The organism is Mycobacterium sp. KBS0706, from assembly GCF_005938675.2.
Lineage (GTDB): Bacteria > Pseudomonadota > Alphaproteobacteria > DSM-16000 > Inquilinaceae > Inquilinus.
On record NZ_VCCH02000012.1, the window covers coordinates 15,537 to 38,438 of the forward strand.

Sequence of the window (22,902 nt, forward strand, 5' to 3'; positions counted from 1 at the left end):
GACATCGATTGATGGACGCGGTAGAGGCGAGGCGCACGACATTCCAATTCAACGAGGATGACCTGGTCGCCGCGGCAAGACTGCATGTGTGGACAGCCCTCACCACCTGGAAGGCGTTGTTCTTTCTGGTGGTTGTCGTCATCGGCGCCGGCCTGATCGTCAGCACCCTTCTATCCGAGTCCGGAACACCCGATATCTCGGGGATTGTTGCCACAGCGGTGGTCGGCGTCCCTGCCGTCCTCGCCATCCTCCACTACATGGCCCTGCCGCAGAATGCGCGGCGCATGTATCGCCAGCAGAAGTCGCTGCAGGAAACGCTGGCGGTCGAGTGGTCCGACGACGGGATGAGTTGGGATGGGCAGACCGGGCATAGTCGGACCCCTTGGAGCCACTATGTGAAATGGTGCGAGGATCGTCGGCTGTTCCTGCTCTATCACTCGGATCGCCTGCACCAGATCCTTCCGAAACGCGTCCTGTCGTCTGCCGACATCGACTCGATCCGATCGAATCTGGTTCAAGCCGGCGTTCCGCAATTCCGCCGGTTCGGCTGATGATCGACGATTTCGCCCCGATCCGGACCGACCGCCTGGTCCTGCGGCGCTTCGCGGCGCGGGATGCCGGTGCGTTCCGCGCCTATCGCGACGATCCCGAGATCGCGCGCTGGCAGGGCTGGGACGGCTGCAGCCGCGAGGAGGCAGAGGGCTTCGTGGCCGGAATGGCCGTCGCCCCCTACGGCCTGCCGGGCCAGTGGTTCCAGGTCGCCGTGGCCGACCGGGCGGACGACCGGCTGCTCGGCGACATCGGCATCCATGTCCTGGCCGGTGAGCCGCGGCTGGAGGAGCTGGGCGTCACCTTCGCCGGCGCCGCCCAGGGGCGCGGCCTCGCCACCGAGGCGCTGGACGCCCTGATCCGCCGCCTGTTCACGGAGGAGGCCAAGCACCGCCTGCAGGCCTCGATCGACCCGCGCAACACCCGCTCCGTCGCTCTGTTCGAACGGCTGGGATTTCGCCGCGAAGCGCATTTCCGACGTTCGGTCTGGGCCAAGGGCAAATGGTGCGACGACGTCGTCTACGCCTTGCTGGCCGAGGAGTGGACCGGTGCCGCCTGATCCCGCCCCGGCCGAGAAGGGCCGCCTCGCCCTCAACGTCATGCAGTTCTGCCGCGCCCTGCGCGCCGCCGGCCTGCCGGTCGGGCCTGGCCGCACCCTGGCGGCGCTGGAGGCGCTGGAGACGGTCGGCATCGCCAGCCGGCAGGACGTCTACTGGGCGCTGCACGCCACCCTGGTGAACCGGCGCGACCAGCGCGAGATCTTCGACCAGGCCTTCCACCTGTTCTGGCGCAACCCGGACATGCTGAAGCGCGCCATGACGCTGATGCTGCCCCAGATCCGCACCGGAAAGGAAGAGGAGCGCGCGGTCAACCGCCGCGTCGCCGAGGCCTTCGCCGACCGCAACCAGCCCGGCCGCGGCGAGGCGCCCGACGACGCCGAGGAACCGCCGGAGCTGGAGGTCGATGCCAGCCTGACCTTCTCCGAGCGCGAGAAGCTGCAGCACAAGGATTTCGAGCAGATGAGCGCCGAGGAGTTGGCCCGCGCCCGGGCAGCGATCGCGCGCTTCCGCCTGCCGGTGCGCGACGTGCCGACCCGGCGCTATGCCCCGCATCATTCGGCGCCGCTGGTCGACATGCGCCAGACGCTGCGGCAGTCCCTCCGTGCCGGCGGCCATTCTATCGACCTCGCCCGTCGCATCCGCCGCAAACGGCCGCCGCCGCTGGTGGTGCTTTGCGACATCTCCGGCTCGATGAGCCAGTATTCGCGCATGCTGCTGCATTTCCTGCATGCCGTGACCACAGAGCGCGACCGGGTGCACAGCTTCGTCTTCGGCACCCGGCTGACCAACATCACGCGTCAGCTGCGCCGCCGCGACGTCGACGATGCGCTCGACCGCGTCGGCCGGGCCGCCCAGGACTGGGGCGGCGGCACCCGCATCGGCGCCTGCCTGGCCGAGTTCAACCGGGTCTGGGGCCGCCGCGTTCTGGGCCAGGGCGCGGTGGTGATCCTGATCACCGACGGGCTCGACCGCGACGCCGGCGACCGGCTGGAGGACGAGATCGACCGGCTGCATCGCAGCAGCCGCCGGCTGATCTGGCTGAACCCCCTGTTGCGTTGGGACGGCTATGCGCCAAGATCTATGGGGGCGCGTGCCCTGATGCCGCATGTCGACGAGTTCCGACCGGTCCACAGCCTGGCCAGCCTGGCCGCGCTGGTGGATGTGCTGGCCGAGGACCCGATGCGTGGCGATCGGCGCATGGCCAGGTGGCGGCATTTGGCTGCCGCCCAGCAGGAGAGCGTGCAATGACCGATCATGACGATGTGCTGGCCCTGGCCTCGGCCTGGGCCGCCGAGGGGCGTCCGGTGGCGCTGGCCACCGTGGTCTCGACCTGGGGCTCCTCGCCCCGCCCGGCCGGCAGCCAGCTGGTGATCGACGGCGACGGCCGGATGCAGGGCTCGGTCTCCGGCGGCTGCATCGAGGGCGCTGTGGTGCGCGAGGCGCTGGAGGTGATGGAAGACGGCAAGCCGCGCCTGCTCGATTTCGGTGTCACCGACGAGCAGGCCTGGGATGTCGGCCTGGCCTGTGGCGGCAAGGTCCAGGTCTTCGTCGAGCGGTTGTCGTGAAGCGCGAGATCCTCGACGCGCTGCAAGCGGCCCGGGCCGGGCACCGGACCGCCGCCCTGGTCACCGACCTGGCCAGCGGCGCCCAGTCCCTTGTGGTCGAGGGCGCCGTGACCGGCGACTTGCCGGTCGACGCGGCACTGCAGGGCGCCATCGCGGAGGCGCTTCGCCATAACCGCAGCCGCACGGCCGCGGACGGCAAGCTGTTCATCCAGGCCTTCGTGCCGCCGCTGCGGCTGGCGATCATCGGCGCCGTCCACATCGCCCAGGCCCTGGCGCCGATCGCGGCACTCGCCGGCTACGACGTCACCGTGATCGACCCGCGCCGGGCCTTCGCCTCGGATGAGCGCTTCCCGGGCGTCAAGGTCAGCACCGAATGGCCGGATGACGGCCTCACGGCGCTGAAGCCGGACAGCCGTACCGCCGTCGTCACCCTGACCCATGACCCGAAGCTGGACGACCCGGCGCTCGACGTGGCGCTGCGCTCCCCGGCCTTCTACATCGCCGCGCTCGGCAGCCGGAAGACCCATGCCGGGCGGATCGAGCGGCTGACCGCGCGCGGCCACGGGGCCAGCGCGCTGGCCCGGATCCACGGGCCGGCCGGCCTCGCCCTCGGCGCCGTGTCCCCGGCCGAGATCGCGATCTCGGTGATGGCGCAGATGACCGCGGTGCTGCACGGCGCCGAACCGCTCGGAAAGGCCCCCGCGTGATCTTCGGCTCCCTGCCTGTCGCCGAGGCCGCCGGCGCCATCCTGGCCCACACCGTCGCCGCCGCCGGCACGCTGTTCCGCAAGGGCCGGCGGTTGAGCGAGGCCGACATCGCGGCGCTCAAGGCCGCCGGTGTCGAGGAGGTGCAGGCGGCGCGGCTGGAGCGCGGCGACATCCATGAGGACCAGGCGGCGGAGCGCGTGGCGGCCGCCGTGCAGGGGCCGGGGCTGAGCGCCAGCGCCGCCTTCACCGGCCGGGTCAACCTCTATGCCGAGGCCGCCGGCGTGGTCGTGATCGACCGCGAGCGGATCGACCGGCTGAACCGGCTGGACGAATCGATCACCATCGCCACCCTGCCGGAATGGGCCGAGGTCGCGCCGAAGCAGATGGTGGCGACGATCAAGATCATCCCCTTCGCTGCGCCGACCGACGCGGTGTCGCTGGTCGAGGTCATGGCGGTGCTGCCCGAGCGCGGGCCGGCGCTGCGCCTCGCGCGCTACCGCCCGCTGAAGGTCGGGCTGATCCAGACCAAGCTGCCGACCACCAAGCCGAGCGTGCTGGACAAGACCGCCCAGGTGACGGCGGAACGGCTGGCGCGGCTGGGCGGCACGCTGGTGCGCGAGCGCCGGTCGGACCACAAGGCGCCGGCGCTGACCAGCGAGATCCGCATGGTGCAGAATCTCGGCCTCGACCTGCTGCTGATCGCCGGCGCCTCGGCCATCACCGACCGGCGTGACGCGCTGCCGGCGGCGATCGAGGCCTCGGGCGGCATCGTCGAGCATTTCGGCATGCCGGTCGACCCCGGCAACCTGATCCTGATGGGCCGCATCGGCGCCATGCCGGTGCTGGGCCTGCCCGGCTGTGCCCGGTCGCCCAAGCTGAACGGCTTCGACTGGGTGCTGCAGCGCATCGCCGCAGGGCTGACCGTCACCCGCCTCGACGTCATGGCGATGGGCGTCGGCGGCCTCTTGGCCGAGATCCCCAGCCGCCCCCTGCCCCGCGACCGCGCCGCCGACGGCAACGGCATGCCGCATGCGCCGAATGTCGGGGTGGTGGTGCTGGCCGCCGGCCAGTCGCGCCGCATGGGCGAGCTGAACAAGCTGCTGGCCCCGGTCGAGGGCAAGCCGATGCTGGCGCATGCGGTCGACGCCGTGCTGGGCACCAAGGGCATCGGCCCGGTCGTCGTCGTCACCGGGCATGAGCGCGAGCAGGTCGAGGCGGCGCTGGCCGACCGGCCGGTCACCTTCGCCAGCAACCCGCGCTATGCCGAGGGGCTCAGCACCTCGCTGGCCGCCGGCCTGGCAGCGCTGCCGCACGAGACCGATGCCGCGCTGGTCTGCCTCGGCGACATGCCGCGGATCAGCCCGAAGCTGATCGAACGGCTGGTCGCCGCCTATGCGCCGACGGAGGGCCGTTCGATCGTGGTGCCGACGCATCAGGGCAAGCGCGGCAACCCGGTGCTGTGGGACCGCCGCTTCTTCCCGGCCATGGCCGCGGTCGCCGGCGATGTCGGCGCCCGCCACCTGATCGGCGAGCATGCCGACGAGGTGGTCGAGATCGAGGCCGGCGACACCGCCGTGCTGTTCGACGTCGACACGCCCGAGACGCTGTCGACCCTCACCAAGGCCCCGGCACGATGATCGATGCGCTGTACGACCAGGCGATCCTGCAGAAGGCGCGGGAGGCAACCGGCGCCGGCCGGCTGGCCGAGCCGGACGGGTCGGCGATGATCGACAACCCGCTCTGCGGTGACCGGGTCACCATCGACCTGACCCTCGCCGACGGCAAGGTGGCGACGCTCGGCCATCTGGTGCGCGGCTGCGTGCTGTGCGAGGCGTCGGCAGCGCTGATCGCCGAGCAGGCGATCGGCCAGGCCCCGGCGGCGCTGCGCCAGGCGGCGGCCGCGATCAGGCCGATGCTGCGCGAAGGCGCCGCCCCGCCCTGGCCGGAGCTGGAGATCTTCACCCCGGTCCGCGCCGTGCGCAGCCGGCACGACTGCGTCGAGCTGCCGTTCCGGGCGCTGACCGCGGCGCTGGACAAGGCCGGGGCCTGACGGCCGGCCACCGCCGCCCATCCTGATTTTCGAGCCTGCGTCCGCCGGTGGTCCGTCCGTGCTTTACACTTAATACGTCCGTACGTATTGTAAATGCATGGCTAGACCCTCCCTCCGCGACTCGATACTCGACGCCGGCCTCAAGGTCATGTTCCGCAAGGGCTATGTCGGCGCCAGCGTGCGCGACATCGTAGCCGAGGCGCCGGCGCCGCAGGGCTCCTTCACCAACCACTTCCAGTCGAAGGAGGCATTCGCCCAGGAGGTGCTCGACCGCTACTTCGATGACGTCAAGCGGCTCGTCGCCAGGACGCTCGGGGATGGCGGCCTCGCGCCGCACCAGCGCCTCCGGCGCTATCTCGACGCCGTCACCGACCGCCTCGCAGGGGACGGGTTCATCCGCGGCTGCCTGATCGGCGATCTCAGCCTCGAGGCAGCGCCGCAAAGTGAGCCGCTGCGCGCTCGGCTGGGCGAGATCTTCGCCGAGTGGCGCGGATCCTTCGCTGCCTGCATCGCCGAGGGCCAGGCGGTCGGCGAGATCGCGACAGAATTCGCGCCCGACGATCTTGCCGAGTTCCTCCTCTCCTCCTGGGAGGGGGCGATCCTCCGCATGAAGGTCACGCGCGACGCCGAACCGCTCGAGCGCTTCAAGCGCATCGCTTTCGCCACGGTGTTCAAGGAGTCGTCACCATGATCCCGGACATCACATTGCCGAAGCTCCGGGTGCTGGAGTCGGAGATGGCCTATTGCGAGGCGGCCAGGGGCGGCGCCCCGGTCGCGCTGTTCCTGCACGGCAACCCGACCTCCTCCTATATCTGGCGCAACATCATCCCGCATGTCGCCGGGGTGGCGCATTGCATCGCCCCGGACCTGATCGGCTTCGGCCAGTCGGGCAAGCCCGACATCGCCTATCGTTTCGAGGACCATGTGCGGTACCTCGACGCCTTCATCGCAAAGGCCGGGATCGGCTCGGCCTATATCGTCGCGCAGGATTGGGGAACGGCGCTCGCCTTCCACCTCGCCGCCCGCCGCCCGGACTTTGTCCGCGGCCTGGCCTTCATGGAGTTCATCCGGCCGATCCCGAGCTGGGAGGAGTTCGTGAGGGGCGTTCCGGCCCGCGAGATCTTCCGCCGGTTCCGGACGCCCGGCGAAGGGGAGAGCCTGATCCTGGAAGGCAACGCCTTCGTCGAGCGGGTGCTGCCCGGCTCGGTCCAGCGCAAGCTTACCGACGGCGAGATGGCCGTCTACCGCACCCCCTTCCCGACGCCGCAGTCGCGGCGGCCCACCTGGCGCTTTCCGAACGAGCTGCCGATCGCCGGAGAGCCCGCCGACGTCACTGCGATGATCGAGAGGGCGCATGCGGCGCTCGCCTCCTCGACCTATCCGAAGCTGCTCTTCGCCGCCGACCCGGGCGCCCTCGTTTCTCCGGCCCAGGCTGAGGACCTTGCCGGCAGGTTGCATGACTGCAGGCTGGTCAGGCTCGGCTCGGGCCTGCACTATCTGCAGGAAGATCACCCCGAAACCATCGGCCGGTCCGTCGCCGCCTTCATCGCCGAGGTGGAGGGCCGCCGCGCATCGCCGATGCCGTGAACCAGGTCGCCCTGGCCTTGCCAAGGCCGGCGCTTGACCCGGGGCAGCGGTGGGCACACTTAGGTCTATCTCCGCTCGGCACCCGATCAGGCTCATGAAATCCTCCGACGCCCATATCCTCATGGTCCCCGGCCTGGCCTCGCCGGACGAGGGCCATTGGCAGTCGCGCTGGCAGTCGCGGCTGAAGACCGCGCGCTGGGTCGGCAGTGCCGATGACCCTGCCGACCGGGACAGCCGGGTCGAGGCCCTGGTCGCCGCGGCCGACGCCGGCGACAAGCCGGTGGTGCTGATCGCCCATGGCCTGGGCGTGCTGGCCGTGGCCTTCGCCGCCGCGCGGCTGAATGGCCGCGTCGCCGGAGCGCTGCTGGTGGCGCCGGCAGACCAGGCCGGCGCGCCCGGCTACGAGGCGGTGCCGCGCGACCCGCTGCCCTTCCCGTCCCTGCTGGTCGCCAGCGCCAGCGATCCGCGCTGCGCCCTGGCCGTGGCCGATGATCTCGCGGCGGCCTGGGGCAGCCATTTCGTCGATGCCGGCGACGCCGGCGGCCTCGACAGTGCCAGCGGCCACGGCCCCTGGCCGGAGGGCCTGACCCGCTTCGCCATGCTGATGGCGCGGCTGTGACGCGCCGCTGCGTCGAATTGTCTTACTTAATGATCGCATCCCCGCTGGCTGTATAGGCGAACAGGCTCGGAGGCCCAGGGCCTACCTCAGACACAGCCACGAGCAACCAGATGACGATCCTGCCGGCCGCCGCAACCGCGGCGCAGACCGACCAGACGGCGAGCCGCTACGACCGGACCACCATCGCCCTGCACTGGCTGACCGCCGGGCTGGTGGTCACGCTCTTCCTGCTGGCGGAGGGCTGGGGCTTCGTCCCGCGCGACGTCCGCAAAGCCGGCCAATCGCTCCATATCTCGCTCGGCATCCTGCTGGCCGTCGTGCTGGTCACGCGCCTGCTCTGGCGCGGCAGCGCCGGGCGACGCCTGCCGCCGCCGAACACCGGCCTGCTGCATCTGGCGGCCAAGGTGGCGCATCACGCGCTGTACCTGCTGCTCGCAGCGCAGGTGACGCTGGGCTTCCTGTTCCGTTGGGCCCAGGGCGAGCCGTTCCACTTCTTCGGCCTGTTCGCGGTGCCGCCGGCCTTCGCACCTGATCCCGACTTGGCGAACCGGATCGGCGGGCTGCACAACCTCGTCGCCTGGACCATCATCGTCCTGGCCGGCCTGCACGCCGCCGCGGCGCTGGTCCATCACTACGCCCTGCGCGACGGCGTGCTGCGCCGGATGCTGCCAGGCTAACCCTTCGCCACGTCGAATGCCTTGACCAGCCGCTTCGGCGCCACCGCGCGCCAGCGCCGGAGCAGCAGGGCCTCGACCGCACGTGGATCGGCCTTCGCCAGATGCATCAGCACGATCGGCCAGTCGCGGTAGTGCGAAGTGAGGTGGAAGATTTCGGGCTCGGCCTCGATCAGCATTTCGCGCTCGTCGAAGCCGACGCCCAGCACCACCAGTGTCTCGCCATCCTCGCGCAGCCGGGTCAGCAGCTTGCCCTTCACCTTCACCGCCGGCGTGCCGTAGGAGGTCCCCCGTTCGACGCCGGGCCAGGCCAGGGTGATGTCGCAGACATCGTCGAAGGTCATCGCCGCCCTTCCCGTCCTCAGGCCGCCTGCCGGCCCTCCGCCCGGGCCCGCACCATGTCCATCCAGCGCAGCCCGACCTGGCGGGCGAAGACCGCCGCGCCGGGCAGGCCGTTCGCCAGCTGGTCGTGATAGCTGGCGAAGAACTCCGGGAACCGGTCGCGGGTCCATTCCGCGAAGGCATCGACCCAACCCTCGACGATGTCCGCCGAGACCTCGAGATGGAACTGCAGCCCGTACAGGCCCGGCCCGGCGATGAAGGCCTGGTTGGCGCAGACGGCATTGGTCGCCAGCAGCGTCGCGCCCTGCGGCAGGTCGAAGGTGTCGTAGTGCCAGTGCATCAGCCGCGGCAGCGGCGCCAGGCCACGCAGCAGCGGGTCGGCCTCGGCCGCTGCGGTCGCCTCGATCGCGGTGAAGCCGACCTCCGGCGTGTGGTGGCGGCGCACCGTCCCGCCCAGCGCCCGGGCCAGCAGCTGGGCGCCGAGGCAGATGCCCAGCACCGGCTTGCCGGCACCGGCGAAGGCCCTGATCGCCGCCAGCTCGGCCGGCAGATAGGGGTGGGCGTCATCGTCGCCCGCGAACTGGGCACCGCCCAGCACCAGCAGCCCGTCATGGCCGGAGGCGTCGGCCGGGACGGCGTCGCCATGCTCCGGGAACCGCGTGTCCTCGACCCCGCCCGCCTCCGCGATCGCCGCGCCGATCAGGCCCGAGGGGGTGCGGTCGTTGTTCTGCAGCGTCAGGATGTTCACGGCGTCGATCCCCCAAAGGCCAATCCGAAGCAAGGCTACGGGCAGGCCGGCCGCATCGCCAAGTGCGCAGAATGCGGGGCGGCCCCGGCGTCAGAGGAGATCCTGGACCATGAACTTCAGATAGGCCGCCTTCAGCAGCCAGCGCCGGTGCGCGCCCAGCGGGAAGCGGGTCGGCGGCGTCGCCATCAGCGCCGGGATGCCGACGCCCGGCAACGGGCTGCCGGTCATGGCATGGGCGACGGCGCGGCCGGCCCAGCCGGCGCTGGCCACGCCGTTGCCGTGATAGGCCAGGGCGTACCAGACGCCGGGGTCGTCCGGCACCTGTCCCAGCATCGGCGTCAGATTGGCCGACAGGCAGACCAGGCCAGACCAGAAATGCGTGGTCTCGACGCCGCGCCAGGCCGGATAGGCGGTGCCGATCCGGCCTTCCAGCCAGCGCCTGTACTGCGCGGATGCCGGCGGGCTGCCCCAGGTGCCGCCGCGGGCGCCGAGCAGCAGCCGGCCATCCGTCAGCAGCCGGAAATAGAACAGCAGGTTGCGGGTGTCGGACAGCGGCGTCCCGGTGGTCCAGCCCTGGGCCGCCCGCTCCGCCTCGGTCAGCGGCCGGGTGACGACGATGTTGGACAGGGCCGGCAGGAAGGTGCCGGCGAGATAGGGATGCAGCCCATCCGTCGTATAGCCGTTGGTGGCGATCAGTACCCGCTTGGCCCGCAGCGAGCCGCCGGCGCTGACCAGCCGGTGGCCGCCGCCCTCGCGCCGCCAGCCGGTGACACGGCTGCGGTCGTGGATCCTGGCGCCGCGCGCCAGGGCGGCGCGGGTCAGGCCGCGATGGTATTTCAGCGGATGCAGGCCGAAGCCGGCGGCGTGGTGCAGCGCGCCATGCGCCTCCGGCCCGGCATGGCCGCGCTCGCGCAGCTCGTCCCGGCTCCACAGCGTCGAGGTCAGGCCGGAGACCTCACGATCCCAGCGCGCATCCTCCTCCAGCTCGCGCATGCGGCTCGGCTTGTGGGCGACGCTGATGACGCCGTCGCCCTGGCGGTCGAGATCGATGCCCTCGTCCCGCGCCAGCGCCGCCACCAGCTCGGTCGCCTCGACCTGGGCGGCGTAGTAGCGGCGCACCTCGTCGCGGCCGACCCGCTGCAGCATCGCCCCACCGGACAGCTTGGCGGCGCCGACGCAGTTGAAACCGCCGTTGCGGCCGGAGGCGCCCCAGCCGATCGGCCCCGCCTCCAGCACCCGGACATCGACGCCGAGGTCGCGGGCCAGGTGCAGCGCCGCCGACAGGCCGGTGTAGCCGCCGCCGATCACGGCGACGTCGCAGGCCTCGTCGCCGGCCAGCGGCGCGCAGCCCGCGGGCGCGGGACCGGCAGTGTCCTCCCAGTAGCTCGGCACGGTGCGGGCGGTGTCGACGGTGGCCGGATGGTAGAGGCTGTCCTGGGTCATCCGGTCGCTCGCATGTCACCGATCCGCAACGCCGCGGAGGATGACACCGGGCCGCGGGCCGGTCCATTCTGGCACCATAATTCGGAGGGAGATCCAGCCATGCAGGGCCCGTCGCGCCGCCAGGTCATGCTCGCCACCGTGTTCGCCGCAGCCCCCCTGCCCGGATGGGCGGCCGCCGCCCCGCTGCGCCTGACCTTCCTGCACGTCAACGACGTCTACGAGATCGGCCCGGTGCGCGGCCAGGGTGGCTTCGGCCAGTTGGCCACCCTGCTGAAGCAGGCCCGCGCCGAGAACCCGCACAGCATCACCACCTTCGGCGGCGACACGCTGTCGCCCTCGGTGATGTCGGGCCTGACCAAGGGCTCGCAGATGATCGACCTGTTCAACGCCGTCGGCGTCGACTACGCGGTCTGGGGCAACCATGAATTCGACTATGGGCCGGAGCTGGCGTCGCAGCGCATCGGCGAGTCGAAATTCCCCTGGCTCGGCGCCAACGTCCTGGGGAAGGACGGCAAGCCCTTCGGCGGCGGCGTCGCCACCGCCACCCGCAAGGTCGGCGACTACACCATCGGCTTCCTCGGCATCCTGACGCCGGATACGGCGGTGCTGTCGAGCCCGGGGCCGGATGTCAGCTTCCCCGACATCATCACCACGGCGAAACAGGCAATCGAGGCGCTGAAGGCCGAGGGCGCCAACATCCTGGTGGCGCTGACCCATCTCGGCATCGCCCAGGACCGGCAGCTGGCGCAGTCGGTCAAGGGGCTGCACCTGGTGCTGGGCGGGCACGACCACGACCCGATCATGTTCTACGAGAACAACGTCCTGATCTTCAAAGCCGGCTACGATTCGCATTATCTCGGCGTTGTCGAGCTGGAGATCTTGAGCCGCGACACCAAGGACGGGCCGGTGATCGCCGTACTGCCGAGCTGGGAGGTGCGCCCGACCGCCGGGGTCGAGCCCGACCCGCAGATCCAGGGCAAGGTCGACGCCTTCAACAAGGCGCTGGACGACGCGCTGGGCATCGTCATCGGCACCACCTCGGTCGAGCTCGACAGCCAGCGCGGCGCCGTCCGCACCGAGGAGACGACGATGGGCAACCTGATCGCCGACGGCGTGCGCTGGGGCACCACCGGCGCGCAGATCGCCATCATCAACGGCGGCGGTATCCGCGGCGACCGGCTGATCGCCGCCGGCACCCAGCTGACCCGCAAGGACATCCTGACCGAGCTGCCCTTCGGCAATGTCGCGGTGCTGCTGGAGCTGACAGGCGCCGAGATCCGGGCGGCGCTGGAGAACGGCGTATCCCAGGTCGAAGCCGTCGCCGGCCGCTTCCCGCAGGTCTCCGGCCTCGCCTTCGTCTGGGATCCGGCCAAGCCGCCCGGCAGCCGCGTGCTCTCGGTCACGGTCGACGGCAAGCCGCTGGACGATGCCACGATCTATCGCGTCGCCACGAATGACTACATGGCCGGCGGCGGCGATGGCTATGCCGCCTTCACCAAGGGCAAGGTGCTGGTCGACGCCTCGGCCGCGCGGCTGATGGCGACGGTGGTGATGGACTACGTCACCGCGATGAAGACCGTGGCGCCCAAGGTCGACGGCCGCATCCGGCGGGTCTCATGACCGTGGATGCCGGCGGCACGGCCCCGCCGGTTCTGGGGCTGGCGCTCGGCGGCGGCATCGCCCGCGGCTGGGCCCATATCGGCGTGCTGCGGGCGCTCGACGCCGCCGGCATCCAGCCGCAGGTGGTGTGCGGCACCTCGGTCGGCGCCCTGGCCGGCGCCGCCCATCTCTCCGGCCGGCTCGACATGCTCGAATCCTGGGCTCGCGGGCTGGACCGGAAGCGGATGGTCTCCTATCTCGATTTCGGCCTCGGCCTGCCCGCCCTGATCAGCGGCCGCAAGCTGGGACGGCTCCTGGACCAGAGCTTCGGCGACCTCAGGATCGAGGATCTCGGCGTGCCTTTCGGCGCGGTCTGCGTCGACCTGTTCACCGGTCACGAGGTCTGCCTGCGCGAGGGCCGCGTGTCGGAGGTGCTCCAGGCCTCCTACGCCCTGCCCGGCGTGTTCCCGCCGCGCCACATCGGCCGCCACATGCTGGTCGACGGGGCACTGGTCAACCCGGTGCCGGTTTCGTTCTGCCGCGCGCTCGGGGCCGAGGTGGTGATCGCGGTCAACCTCAACGGCGACATCATGGGCCGGACCCGGGTGCCGGAGGGCGGCTATGCCCGCATCGCCGGCTTCGACATCCTCGAGCTGATGCCGGGCGGCAGCCTGCTGGGCGGCCTCAACGGCGTCGCCCGCAAGCTGTTCCGACGCGACCCGGACATGCCGAGCCTGTTCGGGGTAATGATGGCCTCGCTCAACATCATCCTCGACCGCATGGGCCGCACCCGCCTGGCGGCGGAGCCGCCGGACGTGGCGATCGACCCCAAGCTCGGCCATATCGGCGCCGCCGAGTTCGACCGGGCAGCGGAGTTGATCGACCTCGGCTATGCGGCGGCAGAGGCGGCGGTCCCCGATATCCTCGAGGCGCTGCGCGTCACCTCCTACGGGCTGGGGCCGGAGGCACCGGCCCCAGCCGCGAAATAGCGGCTGGGCGGCGCGCCGAGCAGGCGCTTGAACATGGTGGTGAAGGCGGCGGCGCTGTCATAGCCGAGGTCGAGGGCAACTGTCGTCACCGCCTCCCCTGCCGCCAGCCGCGGCAGGGCCGCGAACAGGCAGGCCTGCTGCCGCCAGGCGGAGAGGCTCAATCCGGTCTCCTGACGGAACAGCCGGGTGAAGGCGCGGCGGCTCATGCCCAACGCGCCGCACCAATCGTCGATCGTGTCATGCGGCGTCGGCCCTTCCAGGAACCGCCGGCAGCGCGCCGCCAGCGCCGCATGGCCCGGCAGCGGCAGGTTCAGCGGCAGCACCGGCATGCGCGCGATCTCCTGCAGGATCAGCGCCATCACCAGCCCGTCCCGGCCGTCGAGATCGTATTCGAGCGGCAGGTTCACCGCCTCCATCAGCAGGCTGCGCATCAGCGGCGAGACGCCGACCACGCGGCATTCGGTCGGCAGGCCGGGAACGGCGTCGGGCTCGACATAGACGCTGCGCATGCTGACCGCGCCGATCGGCTGCACGTCATGGATGATGCCGCCCGGGATCCACACGGCGCGCTCCGGCGGCACCACCCAGCGCCCCTGCTCGGTCCGCGCCATAAGCACGCCGTTGCTGCCGTACAGCAGCTGCGACCGCCGGTGCCGGTGCGGCAGGATCACGTAATGCGCGGGATGGTCGTTGCCGAGAGCGACGATGGCTCGAGGCGTGGCCTCATAATCGAAAATGGTGGCTTGGAGGACCATGGCCCACTCTCAAAACTAATAGACCTAAGCACGAAAGCAGGTCGGTCCGGAAGGCGTATTCTTGCTCGAGCCGGCGGCACTCCCGCCGCCGGGTGCCTCTTGGATGTGCCGCTCAGTGGCCCATCGGGACTCCTGGAATGACGAGTGGAACCCTGGGCGGCAAGCCCGACACCGACGGAACGGTGTTCACCATCCTGGCCGCGATCAGCTTCAGCCATCTGCTGAACGACATGATGCAGTCGCTGCTGCCGGCACTCTATCCGATGCTCGCCTCGGATTTCGGCCTCGATTTCGGCCAGGTCGGGCTCATCACCCTGGTGTTCAACCTCACCGCCTCGATCCTGCAGCCGGCGATCGGCCTCTACACCGACCGCAAGCCGCAGCCCTATTCGCTGCCGCTCGGCATGGGCTTCACCCTGATCGGCCTGGTCATCCTCTCGGTCGCCACGACCTTCCCGCTGCTGCTGCTGGGCGCGGCGCTGGTCGGCATGGGCTCGGCCGTTTTCCATCCGGAATCCTCGCGCATCGCCCGGCTGGCCTCGGGCGGGCGGCACGGGCTGGCGCAGTCGGTGTTCCAGGTCGGCGGCAATATCGGCTCGGCGATCGGGCCGCTGCTCGCCGCTTTCATCGTGCTGCCGCGCGGCCAGGCCAGCATCGGCTGGTTCTCGGCCGCCGCCCTGCTCGCCATCCTGGTGCTGACCGGCGTCGGCGCCTGGTACCAGCGGCACCGGCGTAGCATGGCGGCCAGGCCGCGCCGCCCGATGGAGCCGATCGCCCTGTCGCGCGGCAAGGTGGGGCTGTCGCTGGGCGTCCTCGGCCTGCTGGTGTTCTCGAAATACGTCTACATGGCCAGCCTGACGAGCTACTTCACCTTCTACCTGATCCAGACCTTCGGCGTGTCGGTGCAGCAGGCGCAGATCCACCTGTTCATCTTCCTCGGCGCCGTCGCCGTCGGCACAGTGGCAGGCGGTCCGATCGGCGACCGCTTCGGCCGGAAGGTCGTGATCTGGGGGTCGATCCTGGGCGTGCTGCCCTTCACCCTGGCCATGCCCTATGTCGGGCTGACCGGCACCGTGATCCTCAGCATCATCATCGGCCTGATCCTGGCCTCGGCCTTCTCCGCCATCGTCGTCTATGCGCAGGAGCTGGTGCCGGGCAAGACGGGCACCATCGCCGGGCTGTTCTTCGGGTTCGCCTTCGGCATGGGCGGCATCGGCGCCGCGGTGCTGGGCGAGGTCGCGGACCTGACCAGCATCGGCTTCGTCTATCGCCTCTGCGCCTTCCTGCCGCTGATCGGGCTGCTGACGGTCTTCCTGCCCGACCTGGAGCGGCCGCGACGGGTGGCCGCCGCACCGGCTGAATAGCGACGGGCTCGGCGAAGCGGACGCGGGCGGCTGTGCCGGCGTCCGCTTCGGCCTATCTTGATCCCTGGTGGGTCCGCTGATCAGCGGATGGAGGGATCCGGATGGGCCTACAAGAGCACCGGCGGCGAGCGCCGGCATGGGTGATTCTCGTGGCGGTTGGCCTGGGGCCCACGGTGGCCTCGGCGCATGACAGCTGGATCAACCGCGGCCGCTACCTCGAATACGGCACCGTCAACCATTGCTGCGGCGACCACGACTGCTCGACCTGGCCGCGTTCCGATATCGAGGAGAATGCGGACGGCTACCGAATCCGCTCGACCGGCGAATTCGTGCCGCGCTTCAAGGCCCAGAGCAGCGAGGACGGCGAGTACTGGATCTGCCGCAAATCGACCCACGCGATCCGCTGCTTCTTTGCGCCATCGCCAGGGGCGTAGGCCTGTGCGACCGCAGTCACCGCTGCGATCGTCAAGGTCTTGATGAAGAAGAGAGAATGGTGCCCAGGGACGGAGTCGAACCGCCGACACGGGGATTTTCAATCCCTTTATTCATCAAACAATATCAATAAGATATAGATGTATGTGGAGTTTTATGTGGAGTTCTGGTCTCCGCCGCTCAACAGAAAGGCCGCCACGAGGCGGCCCAGGTTGCTCGGTCCGGCCGATGAATTCAGGCCTGGACCACCATGCCGCGGCGCACCAGTTCGTCGCGCACCGCCCGGCGCTGGCCCGGCGCGGCGGCCAGGACGCTCCGCAGCGCAGATTCCTGCAGGCGCTGTGCCGGCGTGATGCTCATCGGCTCGCGCTCCCACCATCGGCCGGGCGGCCCGGCCACCAGCTCGAACCCAAGGGAGGTCAGGCCGTCGATATAGTCTCGGGCGGCGCGCCGCGGATCATCCCTATCACCCGGCCCGGCCGCCCTGGTGACGCCCGGCGCGCCCGCGACGACCACGGCGGCAATGCCTGCGAGCAGGCGTCGGCGGGTGATCCCCCCATCAATCTGGACAATTTTATCTATAACACTAGAATCCTCTCCCACCTCATCAATCCTCCCCATGGGTTGGTCTGGTTGGTGGCGCCGGGTTCGCGTCGGCAAAACAAGGACCCGGCGCCGCTGTCTTAATCTAGGACTATCCGGATATTCGCAGCAAAGGGCCGCGCATCTTTGCATCGCCTGTCCGGTTCGTTCCGATCCGCTACATGACCATAAATTTCCCCTTGCGAGTACATAACTTTCTATGAGTATGCACATGTTTTTAAAGGATCAAGCGCATTCTGCGGCACAGGTTTCACCGCTACGTTGCGCATATGAAAGACTTGAAAACAGAGCGGGTTCACCTGCTCGTCTCACAGGCAGAATTAACTGCCGTCACCAAGTGGTCCGCGAAGAAGCATTTGCGGACCCGGGCGCAGGGTATCCGGAGGCTGATGAGGGCCGCGATGGCCGTCGATGACGGATACGCCAGGTTGCAGGAAGCCGAGCGTCTGCTTCGGGATCTGCGGTCCTATGTCCACAAGGCGGTGCAGATCAGGCTGGCGAAGCTCGAGCCCGGCCGGGATGACCCGGCCGAGCTCGAAGCCCTGCTGGCGGACCTGATCAAGCATTACCCGGATATCGATCGGTCGACCGACAAGCTGGCCGAACTGCTGCGCACGATCGGCGAGGAGTTGAAGGCGGAGGGCGAGGATGGCGACTAAGCGTCCTCCTCCGGTTTGAGCGAGTAGAACAGCAGCACCGCGTTCATCGCCACCCGCAACGTCGTCTGCACGAGGCTCGCGCTCTGGCCCTCATCGGCCTGCCTCTGCGCCTCGGCCAGCGCCTCCTCCGCAACCGCCTTCCCGGTCTTGATCGCCTCCAGCGTGGCCGGCATCGTGCAGAACGGGATCCGCAGCACGACGCAGGTATCGGCCGCGGCCTCGGCCAACGTCACATACGTCCGGGCGGTGGCGATGTGCTGGGAAAGCGCGGCGTTCGGCGCAGGCGGAAGGCCAGGACGAGCAGCAGGCGCACAGCCAGAAAGAAAGAAGATCACCGCCAGGGCGCCGCCGAACGCGAGCGCAGTCGCCACGGGCGGGCTGCGCAGCACCGATCCGCTCTCCGGCTTCATCATCGCGGTCGGCGCCAGCTTCTCCTTCGGCAGGTAGCCGCCGATCGCCGCGCCCAGCACGGTGCCGATGATGGTGGCGACCGTGGCCGGCATGTCGGGCAGCGCCGGCACGATCGCCTTGAAAACGCTCCAGAACCACAGGATCACCTGGTCCATGCCGGACGCGGTGGCGGTGCCGGCGGCGATGGCGCCGACCACGGCAAAGATCACCTTTCGGCTGATGTCGCTCCACTTGCGGGTCACAGTCTCCATGCGGATTGCCCCTCCTTCGGGCATCAAAAAACCCGGCGCGAAGGCCGGGCGGACGGTGGTTCGGGGTGGAATCTGTCAGGCATCAAGCTGGGCGATCGCATCCTCGATCGCCGCCCAGGTCTTTGGGCCGGCGATGCCGTCGGCAACCAGCCTGCGCAAGGTCTGGAACTTGCGCACGGCCGCAGCGGTCAGCGGCCCGGCATGGCCGTCGACCTTCAGCTGCGGGTCCGCGCCGAGGCGGTTGAGCGCGCGCTGCAAGGCGGCGATCCTGTCCACTGCCAGGCGGTCCGGCCTTGACGAATCGGTCCAGACCGCCTTGGCCCGGGCCAGCGCCGCCTTGCGGTCCGCGAGGCCGTTCTCGCCACCGTTGATCAGGCGGGTGACGGCAACGACGTCGTCGCGCTGCGCGGCCGCGGCAATATGCCGGGTCACCCAATAGGCAACGGCGATCTCCACGGCGGTGTCCGGCTCGGCCGCCAAGTCGGGGTTGTGCAGCAGGTCGATGCCGGACGACTTCGACGCGCGGGCATAGTTGAAGCGGCCCGTCGTCTGTAGGAACCCGCGGCCGCGGAACCGCCAGCCATCGCCGGGCTCGGTGTTGCCCAGATCCTTCCGGCCGTCGTAGCGCTCGAAATACTCGGGATCGCCATCCTCGACGAGGGTACGGAAGCGTGCCGTCTCATGGCAGCCCTGGGCCAGGAAATGTACCAGCTGCAGCCGGTCATCCAGGATGCCGGCCTCGTACAGGTATCGATTCAGGGGCTCGACCAGCGCGTGCATCAGGGCGTTGGCCGGGCGCAGTGCGATCGCCGCCAGGCTGGCGGCGCCAATGGTGAAGTGCGGCATGGGATCAGTCCGTCGTGAGGGGGACGTTGCCAGGCACCACTTGGTTGGCGGCGGCCCAGTCGTTCAGCTTCTTCAGCCGATAGGCACACTCGGCACGCGCCTTTTCGGTGCGGTCCTGGGCAGCGCTGACCGCGCGGGCCCAATCAACCACCTGCTCGACGGTCCGCGGCGGTGGCGGCGCGGACGGCACGTCGCCGCCCTTCGGACAGGTGCGAAGAATCTCCGGCACGTCGAGGGTGGCGATCGCTGGCGGGCTGTCGCCAGCACCGGCGGCGCAGCCGGCCAGCACCAGGGCGAGGAGCGTCGCGCGGATCATCGCCGCACCCTCCCAGGCGGGTCGCCCGGCAGCCGGGCGGACGAGGCCCGGTCGATGCTCTCGACGGTCGAGGCGATCACCGCGAGCGTCCGCCGCACCTCCTCGAGCGTGCTGTTAACCGCCTCCAGCTTGGCGAACAGCGCGCTCTGATCCTGCTGCACCCGCTTGATGTCGCCGCCCTGCTCGATATCGCTGCGCTCCAGCGTTCCGACCCGGGTCTGGATGCCGACCCGGAACTCGTCATAGGCCTTCTTCGCTTCGCCTAAAGCGAGCTGCTCCTGCAACTCCTTCTCCGCCGCAGCCTTGCGATCCTGCGCCTGGCCGGCGGCGATGCTGCTGATCTCTCCCTTCAGCGCCATGTAAGCGCCGCCCCACGACGCGCCCGCGACCAGGATCAGGCCGAGCACGAACATGGGCACCCGAACCGGCCGGCTCGGCGATACGTCCAAGGTCATCCCTTCCCCTCCAGGCATGAAAAAGCCCGCGCGAGGCGGGCGTGACAGAACAGGACGGCGGCCCTATGATCCCTCCATTGCGAAGGGGATTTTCATGGCAACCGATTACGCCGGTGCCGACGGCAGCACGACCAAGCACCGCCGCTCAGCGCGCCGGGCCCTGCAAAATTGGCTGTTGCCGATGTTGACATGGCTGCCCAGCGAGTTGCTGCGGGTGCGACTATTCCGCTTCATGGTGTGCGCCGTCCGCTATGTCTGGTTCGTCTTCATCCTGCGGCGGCTCCGCACCACAGCCGGGACCGACGGCGTCGCCAGGACCACCGTCGCCCACAACCTGCGCGGCATGCTTGACCTGCACGTTGAGCGGTCCCTGCGCCTTATCTGGCCACTGGCCGCCCAAGCCGCCGGCGATCGGGTCGACCTGCGCGATCAGCAGGTGCTGTCCATCGGGCCGCGGACCGAAGGCGAGTTGTTCAACCTCGTCGCCCACGGCTTCCGGCTCCGCAACATCACCGGCTTGGACCTGATCACCTATTCGCCGCGCATCCAGCTCGGCGACATGCACGCGATGCCCTACGCCGCCGCCTCATTCGACATCATCCTGGCCGGCTGGGTCATCAGCTACAGCGATCACAAGCAGCGGGCCGCCCATGAAATCCTCCGCGTGGCCAAGCCAGGCGCCATAGTCGCGATCGGCGTCGAATGGGGCCGCAAGACCCCTGAGCAGGTCGCGGCAGAGCGGGCCGGCTACATCGTCGGTTCAGCGGAGAGGTTGCCGACCGTCGATGCGATCCTTGATCTGTTCGGAGGCCGGGTCGATCGCGTCTACTTCCGGCAGGATGACCAGGACATCTCGACCAACGAAGTCGGCGATCTCCTGGTCGTGTTCCGGCTGAGGTGAATCCCTAGAACGCGCCCGGCATGATCGGCGCCACGACGTCTACAAGATGGCCGAGCTGACCATGCGCACCGGTGATGTCATCGCGGTAGACCGTATTGCCGCTGCGCGCCAGGTTTCTCGCCGAAATGGTGCACGGGTTGCCGGATGTGCCGCCTGTCGGGCTGTCGTTGCGCAGCCTGAAAAGAGCCTCGGTCGAGCCGATGCAGGTGCCGCCCAACACTTCCAACACGGCAGTGTTCTGACTGCTGTCGCCGTTCACGTCCGGCGTGACGGCCGAGAACCCAACCGCATTGCCGGACAAATGGCAGTCCCGCACAGAGACCACCGCTGAGGCCGCGCCAGGGGCGTTGCTGACCAGCACGCCAATGCCCTCCGTCGCGTTATCGGACACCTGCGCCCCGACGATGGTCGCGTTTGCCACCGGCACGATGCCGCATTTTCCGTTACGGCTGAAGCTGCCGCCGATGACCACGACGTCCTGCGACGAATGGTTCGACAGGCCATCGCCCACCGCCATGTCCGTCATGTCGCAGCCAATCACCCGCAGCTGCGCTATGCGCTCCGGCGACGGGTTTGGGTCGGCGAAGTCGAGCGGCACCGTATGGTTGATGCCGTCGTTCCAGCAGCGCCAGCCGCGGCAGCTGGCGATCTCGCCTGTCATCATGTTCGGCGAGAAGGCGTTCAGCGCTGCGACTCCCTTGACGAAGCAGTCCTCGATCACGCCGCGCACCCGTCCGGCCAGGATGCCGTGGGCGTATGGCATCTCGATGTCGAGGCCAGCGATATAGATGTCCGTCATGCCGGCGAGGATGGCTGGGGCTGGCATCAGGTTGACGCCGGCCGTCCACTCCGCACGGAAGATCTGCAGCGTGTTCGGGCTGACGTTGCCGATGCACTTGATGTAGGCGATGCCGGTCGCCGCATCGATCCAGTAGCCGCCCACGCCTGTTGCGAGTGCCTCAAGGGCCGCCACCGAACCGGTCAGGGGTGGCTGCCTTTCATAGAAGGTGAAGCCCCAGTCCCCGTCATGGTTGGACAGGTCGAGGAATGCACCGCTGGCGTTGAGTGCCCCAGTGGTGCCGCCGAAGACGTGTGAGCGGGCATAGACCTTGCTCGATCCGCCAGCCAACCCCCACCCGCTCGTCAGGACCGTGCCGGGGCGGATCAGCGGACGCTTGCCCTGGTCCCCGACGATGCGGATGCTGTCGTACCGGTTGGTCTGGATTTCCGGGCCGGCGAGGTAGACACCGCCCTTCAGCACCATGTCGAGACGCCGGCCGCTCTCGTTCACATAGAGCAGGCCGTCGCTGATCGTCTTGAAGGGATTGGCCTCGGTGCCGATGCTGGACGCGCCGACATTCGGGTTGATGTAGATCCGCTTTGCGGCCTGCTGGATCCGGCTGACCAGGACCGGACCGAAGGTGCCGGTGATGCCGCTCGTCGTGTGCCGGCCGGTGGCCCCGATGTAGCCGACCGGCAGCCCGACAACCCGGAACGATGCGGCGACGGCGCCGTTCTTGAAGGTCGTGAATGCGCCGGTCGTCCCATCGGCATCCAGCACCAGGGTCATGTCGAGGACGTCGCCCGTGGTCCAGGAGACCCGCGGCACTGACGCATCAATGACCACGCCGCTCCCTGCCCCGGGCGCCGTCAGGCTGGCGACCACCGTCGAGCCGTCCTGCCGGTACGCGAGGATCAGGCCGTTACTGGCGCGCCAGATGATCGACACGTGGTTGGTCGGGTCGATGACGCTGCCGCCGGACGGGTTGATGCAAATGCCGAAGCCGGACGCGGCGTCGACGGCATCGACCACATAGCGGCAGGAAAAGCTTCGATTTTCGATCCCTGTGTAGTTGGTCAGGAAGCCGATCAGCAGGAGGACGCTGGCTGTCTGGTCGATCACCAGCTTCCCGTCGACCACCGACCAATTGTAGCGGGTGGACGGGTTCGAGATGCTGGTGTTGATGATCTCGAACTGATCGGTGGCGCCGAAATCGACCGGCAGGCTGTCGTTCTCCAGATCGGTGATCCGCCGGCCATCTATGAGCTGCTGGTTGCGGATTTGCGTGATCCGGTCGGCCGTCTTGACCCACCCCGCCGGCGCGGGTGGGTTGGCCGGAGCCGCGGCCTTGCGCTTGTAGACCCCGTTCACGTCGCCGGTGCCATCGTCCGAAGGATCGTTGGTGACCGGGACCAATATGCCATCGTCCGGCATCGGGCTCAGAGTGGTCAGCTCGGCCACCGTGTCGACGGCGGGATGAAGTCCAGACGCAGCCGCCACCGTCAGGTCTTCGATCGCCTCGGTCAGCAGCGGATAGCTGCCGTCCGGCGTCATCACATGCATCAAGGCCCCAGCCTGGTCTGCCGCGTCCTGCGGCACCTGGTTCCGGCTGTTTCCGCTGGGGTCGACCACGCGGTAGTACTGCGCCAGGCCGGTCGTCGGGCGATCTCTTTCCTTGCTTCCGAAGGTCATCGTG

General features: G+C 69.3%; 27 protein-coding genes and 1 tRNA gene. 17 read left to right on the forward strand and 11 right to left on the reverse strand.

The window, feature by feature from the left end; all coding sequences use genetic code 11:
* Window positions 1-11 precede the first annotated feature (11 nt).
* The 11 genes from FFK22_RS08630 (at window position 12) to FFK22_RS08680 (ending at window position 8,314) form a co-directional block, all read left to right on the forward strand.
* Window positions 12-551, forward strand: a complete 540-nt coding sequence (locus FFK22_RS08630; protein WP_138886075.1) for a YcxB family protein — start codon at window positions 12-14, stop codon at window positions 549-551.
* Window positions 551-1,108, forward strand: a complete 558-nt coding sequence (locus FFK22_RS08635) for a GNAT family N-acetyltransferase (RefSeq protein WP_186002378.1) — start codon at window positions 551-553, stop codon at window positions 1,106-1,108. Before FFK22_RS08630 ends, FFK22_RS08635 begins: the two co-directional genes overlap by 1 nt.
* Window positions 1,098-2,357: a VWA domain-containing protein gene (locus FFK22_RS08640; RefSeq protein WP_221938483.1), complete on the forward strand. Its 1,260-nt coding sequence runs from the start codon at window positions 1,098-1,100 to the stop codon at window positions 2,355-2,357. Before FFK22_RS08635 ends, FFK22_RS08640 begins: the two co-directional genes overlap by 11 nt.
* Window positions 2,354-2,674, forward strand: coding sequence for an XdhC family protein (locus tag FFK22_RS08645; protein ID WP_138886073.1), 321 nt, complete (start codon window positions 2,354-2,356; stop codon window positions 2,672-2,674). The genes FFK22_RS08640 and FFK22_RS08645 overlap by 4 nt, the downstream gene beginning before the upstream one ends.
* The gene (locus FFK22_RS08650; RefSeq protein ID WP_138886072.1) at window positions 2,671-3,381 is read left to right on the forward strand and encodes an XdhC family protein; all 711 of its coding nucleotides are present in this window, start codon (window positions 2,671-2,673) and stop codon (window positions 3,379-3,381) included. The genes FFK22_RS08645 and FFK22_RS08650 overlap by 4 nt, the downstream gene beginning before the upstream one ends.
* Window positions 3,378-5,018 carry an NTP transferase domain-containing protein gene (locus FFK22_RS08655; RefSeq protein WP_138886071.1) on the forward strand — a complete coding sequence of 547 codons (1,641 nt, stop codon included), beginning with the start codon at window positions 3,378-3,380 and terminating at the stop codon, window positions 5,016-5,018. Before FFK22_RS08650 ends, FFK22_RS08655 begins: the two co-directional genes overlap by 4 nt.
* On the forward strand, window positions 5,015-5,431 hold the full coding sequence (locus FFK22_RS08660) for an iron-sulfur cluster assembly scaffold protein (protein WP_138886070.1): 417 nt from the start codon (window positions 5,015-5,017) through the stop codon (window positions 5,429-5,431). Before FFK22_RS08655 ends, FFK22_RS08660 begins: the two co-directional genes overlap by 4 nt.
* 97 nt (window positions 5,432-5,528) lie before the next feature.
* On the forward strand, window positions 5,529-6,122 hold the full coding sequence (locus FFK22_RS08665) for a TetR/AcrR family transcriptional regulator (protein ID WP_138886069.1): 594 nt from the start codon (window positions 5,529-5,531) through the stop codon (window positions 6,120-6,122).
* Window positions 6,119-7,018 carry a haloalkane dehalogenase gene (locus FFK22_RS08670; protein ID WP_138886068.1) on the forward strand — a complete coding sequence of 300 codons (900 nt, stop codon included), beginning with the start codon at window positions 6,119-6,121 and terminating at the stop codon, window positions 7,016-7,018. The genes FFK22_RS08665 and FFK22_RS08670 overlap by 4 nt, the downstream gene beginning before the upstream one ends.
* A gap of 94 nt (window positions 7,019-7,112) precedes the next feature.
* Entirely contained in the window at window positions 7,113-7,637 is a 525-nt protein-coding gene (locus FFK22_RS08675; RefSeq protein WP_138886067.1) for an alpha/beta hydrolase, read from the forward strand.
* 110 nt (window positions 7,638-7,747) lie between these two features.
* Complete coding sequence (locus FFK22_RS08680; protein ID WP_138886066.1) at window positions 7,748-8,314, forward strand: cytochrome b; 567 nt, start codon at window positions 7,748-7,750, stop codon at window positions 8,312-8,314.
* Here the strand turns inward: FFK22_RS08680 and FFK22_RS08685 are convergent.
* The 3 genes from FFK22_RS08685 to FFK22_RS08695 all read right to left on the reverse strand — a co-directional run bounded on the left by FFK22_RS08685 (window position 8,311) and on the right by FFK22_RS08695 (window position 10,844).
* A complete protein-coding gene (locus FFK22_RS08685; RefSeq protein WP_138886065.1) occupies window positions 8,311-8,655 on the reverse strand; it encodes an MmcQ/YjbR family DNA-binding protein in 345 nt (114 codons plus the stop codon). The two genes, FFK22_RS08680 and FFK22_RS08685, sit on opposite strands and share 4 nt — an antisense overlap.
* Before the next feature lie 17 nt (window positions 8,656-8,672).
* A complete protein-coding gene (locus FFK22_RS08690; RefSeq protein WP_186002379.1) occupies window positions 8,673-9,401 on the reverse strand; it encodes a type 1 glutamine amidotransferase in 729 nt (242 codons plus the stop codon).
* 90 nt (window positions 9,402-9,491) lie between these two features.
* Window positions 9,492-10,844, reverse strand: coding sequence for an FAD-binding oxidoreductase (locus tag FFK22_RS08695; protein WP_138886063.1), 1,353 nt, complete (start codon window positions 10,842-10,844; stop codon window positions 9,492-9,494).
* A gap of 99 nt (window positions 10,845-10,943) precedes the next feature.
* On the opposite strand from FFK22_RS08695, the gene FFK22_RS08700 reads away from it, so the two are divergent.
* Together FFK22_RS08700 and FFK22_RS08705 are read left to right on the forward strand one after the other, a co-directional pair.
* On the forward strand, window positions 10,944-12,464 hold the full coding sequence (locus FFK22_RS08700) for a bifunctional UDP-sugar hydrolase/5'-nucleotidase (RefSeq protein WP_138886062.1): 1,521 nt from the start codon (window positions 10,944-10,946) through the stop codon (window positions 12,462-12,464).
* Entirely contained in the window at window positions 12,461-13,432 is a 972-nt protein-coding gene (locus FFK22_RS08705; protein ID WP_138886061.1) for a patatin-like phospholipase family protein, read from the forward strand. The genes FFK22_RS08700 and FFK22_RS08705 overlap by 4 nt, the downstream gene beginning before the upstream one ends.
* On the opposite strand, the gene FFK22_RS08710 is transcribed toward FFK22_RS08705, so the two are convergent.
* Window positions 13,390-14,187 (reverse strand): helix-turn-helix domain-containing protein, encoded by a 798-nt coding sequence (locus FFK22_RS08710; RefSeq protein WP_138886060.1) that lies wholly within the window; start codon window positions 14,185-14,187, stop codon window positions 13,390-13,392. The genes FFK22_RS08705 and FFK22_RS08710 overlap by 43 nt on opposite strands.
* A 137-nt stretch (window positions 14,188-14,324) precedes the next feature.
* Between FFK22_RS08710 and FFK22_RS08715 the strand changes: the two genes are divergently transcribed.
* Window positions 14,325-15,551: an MFS transporter gene (locus tag FFK22_RS08715; protein ID WP_138886059.1), complete on the forward strand. Its 1,227-nt coding sequence runs from the start codon at window positions 14,325-14,327 to the stop codon at window positions 15,549-15,551.
* Window positions 15,552-15,700: 149 nt separating this feature from the next.
* Window positions 15,701-15,985, forward strand: a complete 285-nt coding sequence (locus tag FFK22_RS08720) for a hypothetical protein (protein ID WP_138886058.1) — start codon at window positions 15,701-15,703, stop codon at window positions 15,983-15,985.
* A 57-nt stretch (window positions 15,986-16,042) separates the two neighbouring features.
* Here the strand turns inward: FFK22_RS08720 and FFK22_RS42805 are convergent.
* Both FFK22_RS42805 and FFK22_RS08725 read right to left on the reverse strand, forming a co-directional pair.
* A tRNA-Phe gene (locus FFK22_RS42805) sits at window positions 16,043-16,110 on the reverse strand.
* Window positions 16,111-16,217: 107 nt separating this feature from the next.
* Window positions 16,218-16,499 (reverse strand): hypothetical protein, encoded by a 282-nt coding sequence (locus FFK22_RS08725; protein WP_138886057.1) that lies wholly within the window; start codon window positions 16,497-16,499, stop codon window positions 16,218-16,220.
* Between the two features lie 488 nt (window positions 16,500-16,987).
* Between FFK22_RS08725 and FFK22_RS08730 the strand changes: the two genes are divergently transcribed.
* Window positions 16,988-17,245, forward strand: coding sequence for a hypothetical protein (locus FFK22_RS08730; RefSeq protein WP_138886056.1), 258 nt, complete (start codon window positions 16,988-16,990; stop codon window positions 17,243-17,245).
* Here the strand turns inward: FFK22_RS08730 and FFK22_RS08735 are convergent.
* From FFK22_RS08735 to FFK22_RS08750, 4 genes are all read right to left on the reverse strand, one after another.
* Window positions 17,242-17,907, reverse strand: a complete 666-nt coding sequence (locus FFK22_RS08735) for a hypothetical protein (protein WP_143956806.1) — start codon at window positions 17,905-17,907, stop codon at window positions 17,242-17,244. The two genes, FFK22_RS08730 and FFK22_RS08735, sit on opposite strands and share 4 nt — an antisense overlap.
* Before the next feature lie 75 nt (window positions 17,908-17,982).
* Window positions 17,983-18,753, reverse strand: coding sequence for a peptidoglycan-binding protein (locus tag FFK22_RS44385; protein WP_138886054.1), 771 nt, complete (start codon window positions 18,751-18,753; stop codon window positions 17,983-17,985).
* A gap of 4 nt (window positions 18,754-18,757) precedes the next feature.
* Window positions 18,758-19,069 carry a hypothetical protein gene (locus FFK22_RS08745; RefSeq protein ID WP_138886053.1) on the reverse strand — a complete coding sequence of 104 codons (312 nt, stop codon included), beginning with the start codon at window positions 19,067-19,069 and terminating at the stop codon, window positions 18,758-18,760.
* Window positions 19,066-19,524: a hypothetical protein gene (locus FFK22_RS08750; protein WP_186002380.1), complete on the reverse strand. Its 459-nt coding sequence runs from the start codon at window positions 19,522-19,524 to the stop codon at window positions 19,066-19,068. The genes FFK22_RS08745 and FFK22_RS08750 overlap by 4 nt, the downstream gene beginning before the upstream one ends.
* Before the next feature lie 94 nt (window positions 19,525-19,618).
* On the opposite strand from FFK22_RS08750, the gene FFK22_RS08755 reads away from it, so the two are divergent.
* On the forward strand, window positions 19,619-20,425 hold the full coding sequence (locus FFK22_RS08755; protein ID WP_186002381.1) for a class I SAM-dependent methyltransferase: 807 nt from the start codon (window positions 19,619-19,621) through the stop codon (window positions 20,423-20,425).
* 4 nt (window positions 20,426-20,429) lie between these two features.
* Here the strand turns inward: FFK22_RS08755 and FFK22_RS08760 are convergent, their stop codons facing one another.
* The gene (locus FFK22_RS08760; protein WP_138886050.1) at window positions 20,430-22,898 is read right to left on the reverse strand and encodes a hypothetical protein; all 2,469 of its coding nucleotides are present in this window, start codon (window positions 22,896-22,898) and stop codon (window positions 20,430-20,432) included.
* Between the last annotated feature and the right edge of the window lie 4 nt (window positions 22,899-22,902).

Coding starts and splice junctions, on each gene's coding strand:
- FFK22_RS08630 (WP_138886075.1), top strand. CDS start 12: ATGGACGCGGTAGAGGCGAGGCGCACGACATTCCAATTCAACGAGGAT.
- FFK22_RS08635 (WP_186002378.1), top strand. CDS start 551: ATGATCGACGATTTCGCCCCGATCCGGACCGACCGCCTGGTCCTGCGG.
- FFK22_RS08645 (WP_138886073.1), top strand. CDS start 2,354: ATGACCGATCATGACGATGTGCTGGCCCTGGCCTCGGCCTGGGCCGCC.
- FFK22_RS08660 (WP_138886070.1), top strand. CDS start 5,015: ATGATCGATGCGCTGTACGACCAGGCGATCCTGCAGAAGGCGCGGGAG.
- FFK22_RS08665 (WP_138886069.1), top strand. CDS start 5,529: ATGGCTAGACCCTCCCTCCGCGACTCGATACTCGACGCCGGCCTCAAG.
- FFK22_RS08670 (WP_138886068.1), top strand. CDS start 6,119: ATGATCCCGGACATCACATTGCCGAAGCTCCGGGTGCTGGAGTCGGAG.
- FFK22_RS08675 (WP_138886067.1), top strand. CDS start 7,113: ATGAAATCCTCCGACGCCCATATCCTCATGGTCCCCGGCCTGGCCTCG.
- FFK22_RS08680 (WP_138886066.1), top strand. CDS start 7,748: ATGACGATCCTGCCGGCCGCCGCAACCGCGGCGCAGACCGACCAGACG.
- FFK22_RS08685 (WP_138886065.1), bottom strand. CDS start 8,655: ATGACCTTCGACGATGTCTGCGACATCACCCTGGCCTGGCCCGGCGTC.
- FFK22_RS08695 (WP_138886063.1), bottom strand. CDS start 10,844: ATGACCCAGGACAGCCTCTACCATCCGGCCACCGTCGACACCGCCCGC.
- FFK22_RS08700 (WP_138886062.1), top strand. CDS start 10,944: ATGCAGGGCCCGTCGCGCCGCCAGGTCATGCTCGCCACCGTGTTCGCC.
- FFK22_RS08705 (WP_138886061.1), top strand. CDS start 12,461: ATGACCGTGGATGCCGGCGGCACGGCCCCGCCGGTTCTGGGGCTGGCG.
- FFK22_RS08710 (WP_138886060.1), bottom strand. CDS start 14,187: ATGGTCCTCCAAGCCACCATTTTCGATTATGAGGCCACGCCTCGAGCC.
- FFK22_RS08715 (WP_138886059.1), top strand. CDS start 14,325: ATGACGAGTGGAACCCTGGGCGGCAAGCCCGACACCGACGGAACGGTG.
- FFK22_RS08730 (WP_138886056.1), top strand. CDS start 16,988: ATGGCCGTCGATGACGGATACGCCAGGTTGCAGGAAGCCGAGCGTCTG.
- FFK22_RS08735 (WP_143956806.1), bottom strand. CDS start 17,907: ATGGAGACTGTGACCCGCAAGTGGAGCGACATCAGCCGAAAGGTGATC.
- FFK22_RS44385 (WP_138886054.1), bottom strand. CDS start 18,753: ATGCCGCACTTCACCATTGGCGCCGCCAGCCTGGCGGCGATCGCACTG.
- FFK22_RS08745 (WP_138886053.1), bottom strand. CDS start 19,069: ATGATCCGCGCGACGCTCCTCGCCCTGGTGCTGGCCGGCTGCGCCGCC.
- FFK22_RS08750 (WP_186002380.1), bottom strand. CDS start 19,524: ATGACCTTGGACGTATCGCCGAGCCGGCCGGTTCGGGTGCCCATGTTC.
- FFK22_RS08755 (WP_186002381.1), top strand. CDS start 19,619: ATGGCAACCGATTACGCCGGTGCCGACGGCAGCACGACCAAGCACCGC.
- FFK22_RS08760 (WP_138886050.1), bottom strand. CDS start 22,898: ATGACCTTCGGAAGCAAGGAAAGAGATCGCCCGACGACCGGCCTGGCG.